Origin of the sequence: Pinibacter aurantiacus, assembly GCF_019130065.1 — a bacterium.
In the GTDB taxonomy this organism is placed as follows: domain Bacteria; phylum Bacteroidota; class Bacteroidia; order Chitinophagales; family Chitinophagaceae; genus Pinibacter; species Pinibacter aurantiacus.
Map to the genome: position 1 here is coordinate 204,111 of NZ_JAHSPG010000006.1, position 15,093 is coordinate 219,203.

General features: G+C 42.4%; 6 protein-coding genes. 4 read left to right on the forward strand and 2 right to left on the reverse strand.

The features are described 5' to 3' along the window. Positions 1-153: 153 nt before the first annotated feature. Both KTO63_RS10420 and KTO63_RS10425 read right to left on the reverse strand, forming a co-directional pair. Positions 154-2,589: a beta-propeller fold lactonase family protein gene (locus tag KTO63_RS10420; protein WP_217791212.1), complete on the reverse strand. Its 2,436-nt coding sequence runs from the start codon at positions 2,587-2,589 to the stop codon at positions 154-156. A gap of 402 nt (positions 2,590-2,991) precedes the next feature. Beyond that, positions 2,992-5,637 (reverse strand): AfsR/SARP family transcriptional regulator, encoded by a 2,646-nt coding sequence (locus KTO63_RS10425; RefSeq protein ID WP_217791213.1) that lies wholly within the window; start codon positions 5,635-5,637, stop codon positions 2,992-2,994. Between the two features lie 491 nt (positions 5,638-6,128). Between KTO63_RS10425 and KTO63_RS10430 the strand changes: the two genes are divergently transcribed. From KTO63_RS10430 to KTO63_RS10445, 4 genes are all read left to right on the forward strand, one after another. Then, complete coding sequence (locus tag KTO63_RS10430; protein ID WP_217791214.1) at positions 6,129-9,398, forward strand: SusC/RagA family TonB-linked outer membrane protein; 3,270 nt, start codon at positions 6,129-6,131, stop codon at positions 9,396-9,398. Between the two features lie 34 nt (positions 9,399-9,432). Then, positions 9,433-11,208, forward strand: coding sequence for a SusD/RagB family nutrient-binding outer membrane lipoprotein (locus KTO63_RS10435; RefSeq protein ID WP_217791215.1), 1,776 nt, complete (start codon positions 9,433-9,435; stop codon positions 11,206-11,208). 20 nt (positions 11,209-11,228) lie between these two features. Then, positions 11,229-12,344 (forward strand): glycoside hydrolase family 99-like domain-containing protein, encoded by a 1,116-nt coding sequence (locus tag KTO63_RS10440; RefSeq protein ID WP_217791216.1) that lies wholly within the window; start codon positions 11,229-11,231, stop codon positions 12,342-12,344. A gap of 300 nt (positions 12,345-12,644) precedes the next feature. Then, entirely contained in the window at positions 12,645-14,885 is a 2,241-nt protein-coding gene (locus KTO63_RS10445; RefSeq protein ID WP_217791218.1) for a GH92 family glycosyl hydrolase, read from the forward strand. The last annotated feature ends 208 nt before the right edge of the window (positions 14,886-15,093 follow it).

Sequence of the window (15,093 nt, forward strand, 5' to 3'; positions counted from 1 at the left end):
TGAGAGTTGAGAGTTGAGAAATTTGTGCCCGACAAGATACAATTTGTTTCAAAAGTTCTAAAGTGCCTGCAGGTTGTGCTTCGCAGGCACTTTAGTGCAAGGTCAAAATAACTCTCAATTCTCAACTCTCAATTCTCAACTCTCAATTCTCAACTAATCATCGTCGTCATCGTGCTTCATTTCGCTCGCCTTGATAAACGCCGCCCGGCTTGGACCGGGAGTTACAGCATGTTCACCTTTAATGCTTTTCCACAAAATGTCATTGAGTACAAGGTCAGGTATTTTATCTTCTTTGCTCCAATCAAGCTTTTCGCTCATTTCCGCTAATTTATTTTGCGCGGTGTTCTTGTCATTTAAATTAATGTTTGCATGCAAATGTGTGAATGGAGTAAGATCAGCTTCCGTTGTAAAGCAGCGAAACATAGGTGTTGCAGCGGCATCATACTGCGTCATTGGCGGCATGCCAAGGATCAGTTCAATAGTTCTTAGCATACCGGTTGTTGAATACATCGTATGGTCAACAAAGTGTCTTTTTACCAGGCCGCCTGCAACATAAGCGGTGCTTCTGTGCGCATCCACATGATCTGGTCCGTTTTGTGCATCGTCTTCCAAAATAAATACAACGCTTTCTTTCCAGATAGGACTTTTGCTCAGGTGTTCGATGAACATGCCAACTGCAAGGTCATTGTCTGCAACGTGTGCAAATGGAGTTGCTTTACCTTTACGCAAACCTTCTGTGTGGTCATTTCCAAAACGCATGGTAGAAAGTTGTGGAACAGCGTTTGCCGCTACAAGTGAATCAAAATCATGTTCCCATTGATAGTACCTCGTCGTATCACGAATACTCAGGTCCCATCCAGTGTAAGGAGCGATGTGTCCTTTCAATACAGGAATGTTTGGTTTGCCATCATCGGCAAATTCACCATAAGTTCTAAAGCTAACATTGTTGCGATGGCAGTGGTCCCAGATAAAACCTGCTTTGCCGTTCGCGATTTCTCTTTTGCCTTCTCCGCTATAAGTACCGCCACGACCGCCATAGCTCGTTGGCCATGTTTTTTCAAGGAAGTCAGTTGCGTACGCACCCATGCTCCAGTTGTGACCATCGGCGCTTACTTCTGCATCCACATAAAAGTTATCGAGCAGCACAAACTCATTTACCAGTTTGTGCAGGTTCGGTGTAACCTGTTCACCAAATAAAACAAGACCTGGATCTCCATTGCCATTTTTTACATCACCCAATACCTGGTCGTAAGTGCGGTTTTCTTTTACTATATAGAAAACGTGCTTGATAGGGGATGCGTCTCCAACCTTCATTGGCACAGGGTTTCCGGCCTCGCCCTGTGCATTCAGTTCTTTGTCTTTTGAGTAAGGAGTATTGGTGTAAACCTGTTGTGAGTAGGCGCTTAGTTGTTCCACGTTAGGTTCTTCTATAACACTCAATGTGCCTTTAAACAAACCGGCGATGTATTGAACAGGTACCGTTGTTTCATTATCGCTCTTCTGATAGTTTACTGATTGTTTTTTGCCAACAGGATTAGGGCCATGCGGGTTTGCCATTGAGGATAGTCCTTTGCCGTTGGTTACATATATCTTTTTGCCGACCACCTTCACATTAGTTGGATACCATCCAACAGGAATAAAACCTTTTGATTTGCTTTTTCCTGGAGTTGATACGTCGTAAACAGAAAGACAGTTGTTGTCGGCGTTGGCGATGTACAAGGTCTTTTCATCTTCCGACAATGCAACTGCGTTACTTGTGGAACCGCTTGGTGCATTGGGATACAAGGCTGCATTCAGGGTTTCGATCACCTTCGCGTGTGCCACATCTATAACAGATACAGAGTTGTCGTTGGCGTTTGCAACATATAGATATTTCTCTTTTTTAGATAGATAAATTTCATTTGGATTATCACCAACCGCAACTTCGCTCCTGATGTTTTTTGAAGCAACATCATAGTATAAAATCTTGTCGCCTCCCCAAAGACTTATGTACAAAGTCTTTTTATCGTCGCTTAGTAAACATGTGTAGGCCTCTGCCCCAAGATTGAATTTTTGTGTAACTTTTTTAGAAGCAAGATCAACAACATAGAGGCTATTGTCTTCTTTGGTTACAACATATAGAACATCCTTTTTGTCATCAACAGCGATACCCGCAGGCGAAATTTTATTGGGCCATTTTTCTCCGAGTGCTATTGAATCTTGTAGTATTAGTTTGCTGCCCTTTATGTCATATTGCATGATCCAGTTGTCGTTGCCACCAGATGCGTATAACGTTTTGTCATTGTCGGCGAAGGTTAGTCCATACCATGATTTTGGAATGGTAACGTCATCAAGGATTTTTTGTTTGGCAACATCGATCAATTGAATAGATTGTGTGCTTTGGCCGTTATTGGCAACTGCAAGGAACTTTCTGTTTTTACTTACCGCAAGATTCAAAGGAAGATCGCCGAGTGTGATTGCATTGTTACCAGCGGGTGTGAGGTTCCAGCCATTTGGTAATTTGATTTGTTTGTAAGCTGCGGGCCCTTCCGATTGTGCGAAAACAGCAGTTGCCGCGCACAAACTTGCTACCAATAGAGTACATCGCATAGAAGAAAAATTTTGGCAAAATTAAGATTCCTACAAAGGGGCGTATGTTACCAAAATATGAAGGATTAGAGTGGACGATAGTTTTTTCACCACTAAGGCACTAAGGACACTAAGTCTCACTAAGAGATTCTTTTAACCACAGAGTTCATGGAGATTTTTTTACAGAGAAACGGAGGGTGTACTTCGAAAGCATTGCGAATTACGAGCATATTAAAGAAAAAGGGGGATTAAAAACCTCATTCTCTCTATTTTCTCAACACTAACTAATTTTTCCCAAGAGCTTCTCCTTTCCTCTGTGAAAAAAACGCCCTTCCTCCGTGGTTAAAATACGAGTCGCACCAAGAGTATGCCTTAGTGAAACTAAGTGCCCTTAGTGTCTTAGTGGTCAATTTTGAGATGCCGTTAAGAAATCATCTTTGTATAGTTCGTCTCATAATCCTCTGCATAAATCTCTTTATACTTTGATGCGAATTTTTCGAAAGCCTCTTTGGCAAGCGTGTGACGGCCAAGAGATACAAGGCTTTTGCATTTCAACTGCAATGCATTTTCATTCAATTCATCAAACGCAAAAATGGCGTTGCAAATATTGATCACTCTTTCCGCATTGTCTGGCAAAGAAAGGTATTGACAGTATTTCAACAATGCATCTATAGTAAGGCTCGATATTTCTGATTTAAAACTATCTGCCCATTGATAGGATGTTTGCGGCAGGAAAGGGCCCCGCTGCACAATTGCGATCAACTCGTTAAGGCTCTTGTTGTCAAGCGTACGTTCAGCAAACAACTGAAGGAAATGATCAAGGTCGATATACAACTTATCTCTGTCGAAAGTAAGTTTCCAGTTGCCAAACTCTTTCTGTAAAGTGCAATCCTCTATTTTTTCAAGAATACTTTTAAGCTTCGCAATATTTACCGATCTGTTATTGATGGCATCTTTGGTGTCTTTCGTTGACCACAAAGTTTCAATTAGTTTCTCCGGCGATACGCCTTTGTTGTATTTTAAGGAGTGGATGCACAACAATAAAAACAATTCCTTTAATAACGGAGTGAACAGTCTTGTGATGTTTTCTCCATTGCTCGCTGCTACCTCAAAATTGCCGAAGAGATAGATATGGACGCCGGCTCTGTTTTGTTGTTCGCTCGTGATATCCTCATATTCGTTGGTGATCACGGGAATGGCTGGCGGTGGGCCCGGAGCAATTGCAGCAGGATTTGTAGTGGCCGTTAGCGGTGCAGCAGCCATTTCTGCCGGTGTAGTTTTTTCCCCGGCAGCCTGGGTGGTTAACTTTCTTCTGAACAATCCGGTTTTATAAACAACAAACGCAATAGCCGCTAAAATGATCGCTGCCAGCGCAAAAACATATTTTTTCGAAGTATTTACAGGCGCTGCAACTTCAGGTGTTACAATGCCACTCGGCGGAAAATTGATGCTATATACTTTTACATCTGTTACGTTGGCGTCTTTGTCTGTAAACAAAGTCACGGCCAGCATTACTTTCGAAGCATCACAATAATATACATTGGCAGCAGATTTTACATCAACGAAGGTGAAAGGAAACGAGGAGCCGATCAATTCATACTCTGGTTTTTCCAGTGAACCTTTTATCAATTGCAATTGAGTGTTGCGCTGGTCCTTTGGATTGATGAGTGCATAATAATGTTTGCCATCTTTATCAATAACCATTGAATTGGAGAACACAAAAGGCTCGGCTGGTTCTTTGAGCGTGTATATTTTTTTGAAGGTAGATGTCTTTACATCATACATTGTCAGGTCGTAATAGAATTGCGGGTTGAGCAATTGATCTCCGTCCTTGCTTCCATAGCCCCCGAGGATATATGCAGTATCGCCGTTTGGTGTGGTGCCAAGTGCACAAAGGTATCTTGGGTTAAAATGCTCACCGGCAGTTTTTACTGTATCCCATTTTTTCGTAGCGAGATGATAGCGCTGCACAAGGTTTTTGTATCTCAACTGACCGTAGCCTGCCATGAAATACAATGAACTGTCGGGGCGCGAAAAGAATTTGTTCACCTGCCAATAGGCGGTGAGGGGAGCTGCGTTAAAATTCTTTTCCCAATGTTGAGCCTGCGCATCGTATGCCGCAATGTCGTGCTCATCAGGATAAAAATTGTACAGATGATTATTAAATGGATTAAAGATCGTTTGACTGCCCGGCAACAGGTCGTGTTTTGCTGAGAGTGGCACAGCTGTCAACGCAGCAGTTTTTGCCGAGTATATATATATGGTGTCCTGCCCCGTGATATATACCAACTCATGCACCGGATCAAAGCCCGCACTCACCCAGCTTTTAATGGTGCGGTTGGTTCGCAGCTGCCAGTTTGAGTGTTTCGGTCTTAACCAATGCTCATTTTGTACTGTTGCTTTTTTCCCCGAAATGCTGTCCAGTGCCTGGTTGCCCGATGATTCATTTAGCGGCCAGAAAGCTTTTTCTTTTTCGTCCACATTCAAAGCGACATTTCTTAATCGCATCGGGATAACATCGGACGATTTGAAGTAACTATGTGTAGTGGCGCCAAAATATAAATTGAAGCAATTTTCTTTAAAGGAAATGTTACTGCTTTGAACAAGTTTGTCATCGCAGTACAACGAAATGGTTTGATGGGTAAGATCGAGTGATAAATGAAATTTTACCCACCTGTTCACTACATCGTTGTAAAGCATTGGTACACTTATATTGGTATATGCATCTCCAAAAACGATAGTGAAACTTTTTTTGGCCTCGTCATACAACATGTCGAGGTTTTGTTTCTTGTCGTTTACAAGTCGGAAAGCATAGCCAAAATTGTCCGTGATGCCCGGTGTAAAACTCAGTTCAAACGAAAGGTCAAGCTTTTGGGAAACGCAAAACGGTTTGTCGGGTGTAATATTTAAAGAGGTCCTTTTTTCGGGGTCGGCATCGCGACTCGCAAACTGAAGACCGTATTGAGCGAATGAAGTTGAAGAAAAAACGATCAGTATAAGCAATGACAGAACAGCTGGATACGGGAAACTCCTTCTGATTAGATCGTTAATGGCAGGCCGGCTATTCATTTATAAAAATCTGATTTTCATTTTATTTTCAATGAAGCAACAAAACGCTGGACTTACATTGATAATAATAACAGTTTACAATCTTCCTGTTCCATAAAAACAAATGAAAAAATGGTTACTGTTCGAAGGCAGTAATCTCCGTATTTAGTAAAGACCCCGTCCGGAAGCGGAGAGGTGCAAATTCTTGCCAGTTACTTTATTAATTAGTGTAGAATGCAAGCGATCGTCTTCTTATACGAGTTCAAATTCTCAAAAGCCTTTGGTCAGGTGTTGCAATTTAGCATATTCAATGAAATTTTCTACCTCTTATCTTTAGTTTTTGACATGAAGCCTAAAAAATAATGAAGCATCCGTTTAAGTTTTTCCCCAAAACATCTTTTTTAAAACTTAATGAGCAAAATGAACGATCATTAATGTTTTATTAATGCAATATTAGATTGAGCATCATACTTTTAGCCCATTAGTTTTCTTCAATTCCAAAACTATCATTTATGCGATTGCGACTAAAACTGCCATTCCTGATGGCCCTCTTGATTTTTTTAAACCTCCTTTCTTATGGTCAATCAGTACCAATAAAAGGTAAGATAATTGACGAGAAAAATGTTCCGCTGGCAAATGCGAGTATCCTGGTAAAGGGTAGCAGAGTGGGAGCAGCTTCTAAAGACGACGGATCTTTTCAGTTAAACATTAACCCCGTTGGCAAAACGACATTGGTTGTAACAATGACCGGTTACCTCTCCAAAGAAGTAGAAGTAGATGCAAAGACCGGTTATGTACAAATAACACTCACGGCAAGTGCCTCCACAATGGATGCCGTGGTGATCTCCGCCCTCGGACAAACGAGAAAGGCAAGATCGGTTCCTTACTCAAGCCAGTCTGTTGATCCGAATAACATGACCGAGGCAAGGGATATCAACCTTGCCAACACACTTGCCGGTAAAGTGGCAGGTTTGCAGGTGACAGGTACCGGGCAGCCGGGCAGTTCATCCCGTTTGATATTACGTGGTGAAAATTCACTCACCGGAAGTAACCAGCCGATATGGGTGGTAGATGGTGTGATCATTTCCAACAAGACCGGAGAAAATGGCAACCTTGATTATGGTAATGCAGCGCAGGATCTTAACCCGGATGACATTGAATCCATGGAAGTATTGAAAGGGCCAAACGCCGCAGCGCTTTACGGATCGCAGGCCGCGAATGGCGCCATCCTCATTACCACTAAAAAAGGAAAGGTTGGTGACAAGAATTTTGGTGTTTCATTGAACCAAAACTATCTCACTTACACTGTGACCGAATGGCCCGACTACCAAAATGTGTACGGTGAAGGGACTAACGGAAGATTCGCTCAAGGTGGCGATAGAATCATCCCAGGCACAAATGCCGTGAACATGGGATCTATCAACACGCAAAGCTGGGGTATGCCAATGCTCGGCCAGCCTTATAATACTTATGACGGTAAGCCGCATGGCTACTGGCCACAGACGAACAACGTGAAGGACTTCTATCAGTCACCTTATGTGAATACAACAAATATTGCTATCAACAAATCTGATCAGGTGTCAACCTTCCGTTTGTCGTATGGCTTTACAAAAAGCAATGACGTGGTGGACAACATCAACCTGAAAACAAAGCACAACCTTTCGTTCTACGCTTCAAGAAAATTAAACTCAAAAGTGACTGCAGATGCGAAAGTGATGTACACCAATGATAAAACAAAGAACAGGATGACGAGAAACCTCACGCCGGGTAACCCTCTCGTGTTGTTTGTGTATCAGCCACGCAGCATCGACATGGCTAGTTTGTATCCTTATAAAGACGCGGATGGAAATGCGCTCATCTTCACAGGAAGCAACGGTCAGCAATTATTGTCAGACACAGAAAACCCTTACTGGTCAATATACGAGAATGAAAACGAAGATGCGCACAACCGCATTATCGGAAGTACTTCTTTGAACGTTGACATCTTTAGCTGGTTAAAGGCAAGAGCGTTGATTGCAGGCGATTTGAATTTTGGTGAATACTATATATATAATGAGCTGGGTGGAAAGAAAACGCCTACAGGTAATTACACCAACAACATGAGCTCTGATCAAAACTGGAACTACGAGGGACAGTTGATCTACAACAAAAAAATCAACGCAGATTTTAATATCAATGGCGTAGTAGGGGTGAACTACACAAGCTTTAACGCACGTTCACGCACATCATCTGTTGGTTCTTTGCTCGTGCATGACATGCCTGCCATCAGCAACTCTAAAATTGCACCATCTGCATCTGAGTTCTGGGGAAGAAGAAAATCTGCATCCGTGTATGGCTCTGCCACACTGGGTTTCAGAGATTATTTGTTCCTTGATGTTACAGGAAGAAATGAATGGTCATCAACGTTGCCTAAAGGAAAAAATGATTTCTTCTATCCTTCAGTAGGTGGTAGTTTCTTGTTCTCTCATTTTATCCGGAAAAATGATATCCTTTCTTCCGGTAAGTTAAGGGCCTCATGGGCAAAAGTAGGTGGAAGTCCAAACATGTACCAGTTGCTTGAGACATACAACCTCGGAGGTTTCTATGTAAGCAATCCATACCTCGTATATACAGATCAAAAGAAAAATCCTAATCTGAAACCGGAACAAACTGTTTCAAGAGAGTTGGGCGTTGACCTTGCATTCTTCAACAACAGAATTACGTTGAATGCTACAGTGTACAAGTCAAACACCACCAACCAAATCCTTACTGTGAACACACCGAAAGAAACAGGTTTCAATACACGCGTACTCAATGCAGGTGAAATTCAAAACAAAGGGATCGAGTTAACATTGGGCGCAACACCTATCAGAACAAAAAAGTTCCAATGGAACACGATGGTGAACTTTTCTAAAAATGACAACCTTGTTAAATCACTTGTGCCAGGTGTGAACAGTGTAAACCTTGGTCAGAACCTTGGTGTGACAGTATATGCAGAAGTAGGCAAGTCTTATGGAACCATGAGAGGTAATGCGCCATACAAAGTAGGCGACACAATCATTGTTGGTTCAAACGGACGTACGATTGCGGATCCTAACGTACTTGCAGGAAACTTCAGACCAAAATGGCTGGGTTCTTTCAGCAATAGTTTTAGATACGGAGCATTCGACGCATCTGTTATGGTAACTGTGAAATATGGTGGTAGCCTTTATTCTGCTACTTATGGAAGAGCGATGTTCCAGGGTACAACCGTACAAAGTTTAACAGGAAGAGATGAGTGGTTAATGAGCCAAACTATTTTAGGTGAAAATGATAACGAAAGAAAAAATATCGGACAGACAGTTGGTTCTACAGTTACACGTTACGCAGATTCTGCACGCGTAAAAGGCTTGCGCTATCCGAACGCGTACATGGCAAAAGTGGATGCAAGAGGAAATCAAATGCTTGATAAAAACGGCAGACTTATTCCCGGAGATCCTTTGCCAGCATGGATCTATCCTCAGTTGGTAAATGGTAATGACAAAGTAACGAACGACGTTCCATCACTTACATACGATGCAACTTCTATCAAAGTAAGTGAAGTGATTGTTGGTTACACATTCCCTAAGAAGCTTGTTTCAAAAATTAAAATGCAGAATGCACGCATCGCATTCGTGGGAAGAAATCTGTGGCAGATCTACAAGAACACGCCACTCGGTATCGACCCTGAAGCTGCTGCAAACTCAGGCAATGCGCAAGGTATAGAAGCCGGTGGCTCATTCCCTTATGCATCATGGGGCTTCGATCTAAAATTATCATTCTAAAAAAGTTTCAACTGGAGCACTAAAAAACACACAGATGAAAAAGATATTTTCTATAGCGGTCATCGCAGGCGCCATGTTCTCTGCCTGCTCTAAAATGACAGATATTAATACAGACCCGACGCAGTTCGTAAAAGTAATGCCGGAAGGTTCCATGAATACTGCGATTAAGGCAACGCCCTCCATACTGGCACAATATCCTGTTAACAAATATTGGGAGTATGCCAACTGGGTATCACTCACCGGGAGATATGATTGTGCAGATGTGATGTGGCAAACATCTTACGTAACCATACTGAACAACCTTCAGCAAATACTCACCAATTACGGCAGTGATACGGCATTCAATAACAGGGTGCAAATTGCAAGAATATACAAGGCCTATATACAATCCTTACTGGTGGGCGCTTACGGCCCCATCGCTGCGAGTCAGGCAAATGATCCGAACCGCATGAGCTCCATTATGTACGACAAAGAAGATTCGGTGTACGCCAATATTCTCAATACATTGAAAGAAGCATCGGCAAAGATGAACGTCGCAAAAACAACTGATAAATTACCCTACGATGCGATTTATAATGGCGATCTGCTGAAATGGAAAAAATTTGCAAATAGCCTTCGTTTAAAAATTGCACTTCGTGCTCAGTTGCTTTTGGGCAATACAGCCTTAGATGCGGTAAGAGAAATAATGGCAGATGAAACAAACCTCATCGGCTCCGATGCAGACGCTGCAAAGATACAGTTTGATAATACCACCAATGGTAATCAGAATCCTTACTACATCGGCTATTCGGGCAAAGCGAACGTAACTGCACCTACAGGAATTTCATTTCCAAAGATGAGTGATTACATGCTTGACTTCCTGCGCTCCTACAAAGATCCAAGGATCAATGTGTATTTCGATTCTGTAGCAAAAGCAACCGATCGTTACATACTTACTGATACACTTGCAAGTACTGCCGATGATTCATTAAGAATTGTAACTTATCCGATTCCACACTGGGGCATTCCAAAGGCCAATAACAAATTATCCGGATGGACAGCAGGGTTGGCGAACCAGGTAGATCCGATAGGCAACGCCAATACTTTCTCCAATGTAACTACCAAAGTTTGGAGCGATCCTTTGCGTCCGATGGTCATCATGGGTTTTGCAGAAACATTGTTCCTGAAAGCAGAAGCTGCGCAGCTGGGCCTTGGAGGCTCGCAAACAGCAGACGCATACTATAATGCAGGTATTGATGCGAACTTCCTTTCATGGGGATTAACACTGGCGGCTGCGAACAATTACAAACAGGTAGATGGTGTAAAATGGGGCACAAGCTCTGTTGGTAAAACTTTCAGGAATTACATAGGCATTACCAATGCAGACATTCCAGATGGTGACATCAACAAAATATATGCACAAGCCTGGATGAATTATTTCCCTGATGGTGGCTTTGATGCATGGTGCATGATACGTAGAACATGGTCGTTGAATTTCCCTCCGCACACCAATCCTTCCTCACCGGGAGCATTGTATTCGGACGTGCCATTCCGTATGTTTTATCCGGCAAACCTTGTATCGTTGAATCCTGACGGATACGCGGACGCCATGACACAGCTTGGCCTTGTGGGTACCACTTCCGAAGCAATCAACAATACTGTTGCATTGAAATTTATGAAGCCGCATGTAACGATCAACTGGAACGATGTGCCTGCGCAATATGATTATTCACTTGTACAAAAATGGTATGGTAAGACAATACAAGAGTTAAGTGCCGCTGCAAAAGCAAGCGGATTTACTTACACAGTTCTTTCAAGTTATAAACCATAAGTACTTCAATTTAGAAAAGTATGCAAACAAAATATTTTCGCCTTACAATAATTGCTACAGCGCTATTCGCTTTCATCGGTTGTGTAAAGAAAAGTGATGCACCCACTGCAGCAGATAATTTTCTGAACTATCAGATCAATGAAATTCCCGTAACAAATGATTACGTGGTAGGTGCTATGTACTATACCTTCGGAACCTTCAATGTGAATGTGCCAGATACGCCAACATTGGGAAGATACAACATGCCTGCAGGCGTTGTGCCTCCGGATGTAATGACTGGACACATTGACCAGGCAAGCAGTGCAGGTATTGATTATTTCCTTTTCTCGATAAGATCATTCAGTCGCGACTACAACAACTTCAAAAGCGATTCATCCGTAGTGCGTTCGTTCCTTAAAGCTAATACGGCAAACAAAATGAAAATGGCGCTTGCTTACAACTGGCAGTCAGGTACGTACGGGCTTTCTACTACAACACCATTGGAAAATGACAAAGTGAAGCTGGAGCAGTTCTTTCAGGACATCTTAAAGCTTGTGCCATACATGCAGGATGCGAACTACATAAAAGTGAACAATAAAACTTTATTGTACATCTACAACGCACAAGTACTTTATTCAAACGACAATGCATCGATATATGCTACCCTCAGACAACGCCTGAGTGACGCTGGCATCCAAATATACATTGTTGGTCAACAGGACAGATGGACTCCTCCTGCACGTTATCCTTTCCGTTTTCAAAAATGTGTAGATGCAATCGTACATCAGTCTTTCAGCACTAACATCAGTGATTGGGACAGGTTCTATCTGCTGCCGCAAATGACGAATGAAAACTGGAAGTACAGTGTTCAATACTGGCAGGACAACAACTGGGGAGTAACCTATGTGCCTTGCGTATCGCCAGGTTGGAACCAAAAGATCACACAACCAACGGGCCTGCAACCTTTGTACGGAAGAAACGATACCTGCAGACTTTACAAACAGTTGTGCAATGTAGCAAAGATGAACGCTGACCAAAGTACAAGGCTCATTCTGCTTGATTCATGGAACGACTGGGCGAGTGCTTCGCAATTAGAGTCATCAAAAAGCTACGGCGATTTATATCTCAGGACGACGAAAAGTGAGTTTAAGAAGTAGAAGAGAGCAATTAATAATTAATAATTAATAATTAATAGGGTCGCACCTAAATGATGTTTGGATGGTGTGAGAGGTGCAGCACTTATTATTGCCCGTAGGGCATTGATGTCAATAGGGACATGACACAAGGACAATCCTTGTCCGTAGGACATTAATCTTAGGCTCTGATTAGAACAAACCCGTTTTAACAACGACAGATGAGGCCTTCAATCCGCTGCAGTGTTATGTTGCAGCGGAAGGCTCTTGTCATGGCAAGAAACCAATTCAATCAATCAAAAAGATACTTCCGTTATAAAGGCTATGACAATAAAGAAAATAAGGGCTATCACACATTTACTCGCCTGCATGGTTGTATGCAACAGCATTCAGGCACAAGACAATAAGAAGGTTAAGATAGAGGTAAGTAACGATCTTGATTATATCGATCCAACCATTGGAAACGTAGGACAGTTGCTGCAGCCAACAAGGCCAACGGTGCAGCAACCCAACCAGATGATGAGAATGTATCCTGTTCGCGCGGATCATATTGATGATCAGATAGCAAGCTTTCCTTTGCTCATTGTATCGCATAGACTGGGAATGGCATTTTCTATGAAACCTGCATTGTCATTGCCTAAAACAGCAGACGACTGGAAAAAGAGAATGACCTTCGATCATGATCTTGAAATTACAAGGCCATGGTACTACTCAACATTTCTTATCGACAATGGTATCACAGTGGAATTTGCGCCGGGTAAAAAAACAGGCATTTATCGTTTTGCATTTCCTGCAAATGCACATACTAAATGTTTGCTTTTAGAACACTATAACACGGGCAGCAGTTCCTGGGATCTTATTTCAGACAATGAGATCGCAGCAACTGAAACCTATCACGGTGACATAAAAGTTTACATGTATGGTCGCTTCAATGCAAAAAAATGCAAGATCGACAAGGTAGATGAAACCAAAGCCAGTGTTAGCTTTGGCGGGAGTGCAAACGATACCATTGAATTGAAATATGCAGTTTCATTTATAAGCGCTGAACAAGCAAAAAGGAATTACGAAGATGAATTAAATACAACAACGTTTGAACAATTGGCAGATGATGCGCAACTGGCATGGCAAAAAGTAGTTAACCAGGTTAAAGTGGAAGGGGGAACAACGGCACAAAAACGTTCGTTCTATACAGCGTTGTACAGATGTTATGAGCGAATGGTGGATATCACCGAAGATGGAAAATACTACAGCGGTTACGATAAAAAGATACACGCAACCAATAGGCCATTTTATGTAGACGACTGGACATGGGATACGTATCTGGCGCACCATCCCTTGAGAGCAATTCTTAATCCATCCATGGAAGAGGATATGCTAAACTCATACGTAAACATGTATGAGCAAAGTGGCTGGATGCCAACATTTCCGGTGCTTTTCGGTGATCATGCATGCATGAATGGTTTTCATTCATCTGTAATGTTTCTTGACGACGTTCGAAAAGGTTTGAAAAATTTTGATGTTGAAAAAGCATACGAGGGCATGTTGAAAAATGCTACGCAGGCAACAATGCTGCCATGGCGCAATGGCCCAAAGACAGAGCTTGAAGACGTGTATTATTCAAAAGGATTTTTCCCCGCCTTGAAACCCGGAGAAACAGAACCTGTTGCCCTTGTGAATTCATTTGAGAAAAGACAGGCAGTGGCTGTAACGCTTGGTGCTAGCTACGATGACTGGGCGGTGAGCGAAATGGCTGCAATGCTGGGTAAAGAAAAAGATCATTCAAAATTCGCCGCAAGGGCATCGAATTATAAAACACTTTGGAACAAGCAACAAAAAATATTTCTACCTAAAGACGCGCAGGGAAATTGGATAAACATTGATCCAAAATTTGATGGCGGCAAAGGTGGCAGAGACTATTACGATGAAAACAACGGATGGACGTATATGTGGCAGGTGCAACATGACATCAGCGGTCTCATGGCGCTGATGGGCGGAAAAAATGATTTTGAAAACAGGCTGGATCAATTGTTCAGGGAACCGTTGGGAAGAAGCAAAAGTGAGATGTGGTACAAGTTTCCCGATGCAACGGGGCTCGTTGGTCAATACTCGATGGGCAATGAACCCAGCTTTCACATACCTTACTTGTACAACTTTACGTCGAGCCCATGGAAAACGCAAAAGCGTATTCGCTTCCTGCTGAGCACCTGGTTTAAGGATAATATCTTCGGCATTCCGGGAGATGAAGATGGAGGCGGCATGTCTGCGTTCGTTGTGTTTTCCTCACTTGGCTTTTATCCTGTAACGCCCGGAATTCCTGCTTATACCATCGGTAGCCCGTTGTTTACGAAGTCAACAATTGATCTTCAAAACGGAAAACAATTCACCGTGATCGCAAACAATTCGTCGGTTGTAAACAAGTACATCCAGAGTGCAAAACTCAATGGACAAACGATTAACACGCCATGGTTCACGCATCAGCAATTGGTTGATGGAGGGACACTGGAACTGGAAATGGGGCCGAAGCCAAACAAACGGTGGGGAACAGGCGAGAAGGCGGGCTTTTGAAATGAGTTAAACAATTTCATGGTGGTTGTGATCAGTAAAAAAAGACTGCTTGTCATCCCGACGAAGGAGGGATCTGAGTCTAACACTAGCAATCAGTTTATGCAAGCACCCAGATCCCTCCTTCGTCGGGATGACAAGCAACATACATTCAGTTTTTCGAACAGTTTAGCTAGACAATTAACAATTAAGAATTCAATCAACTATTAAA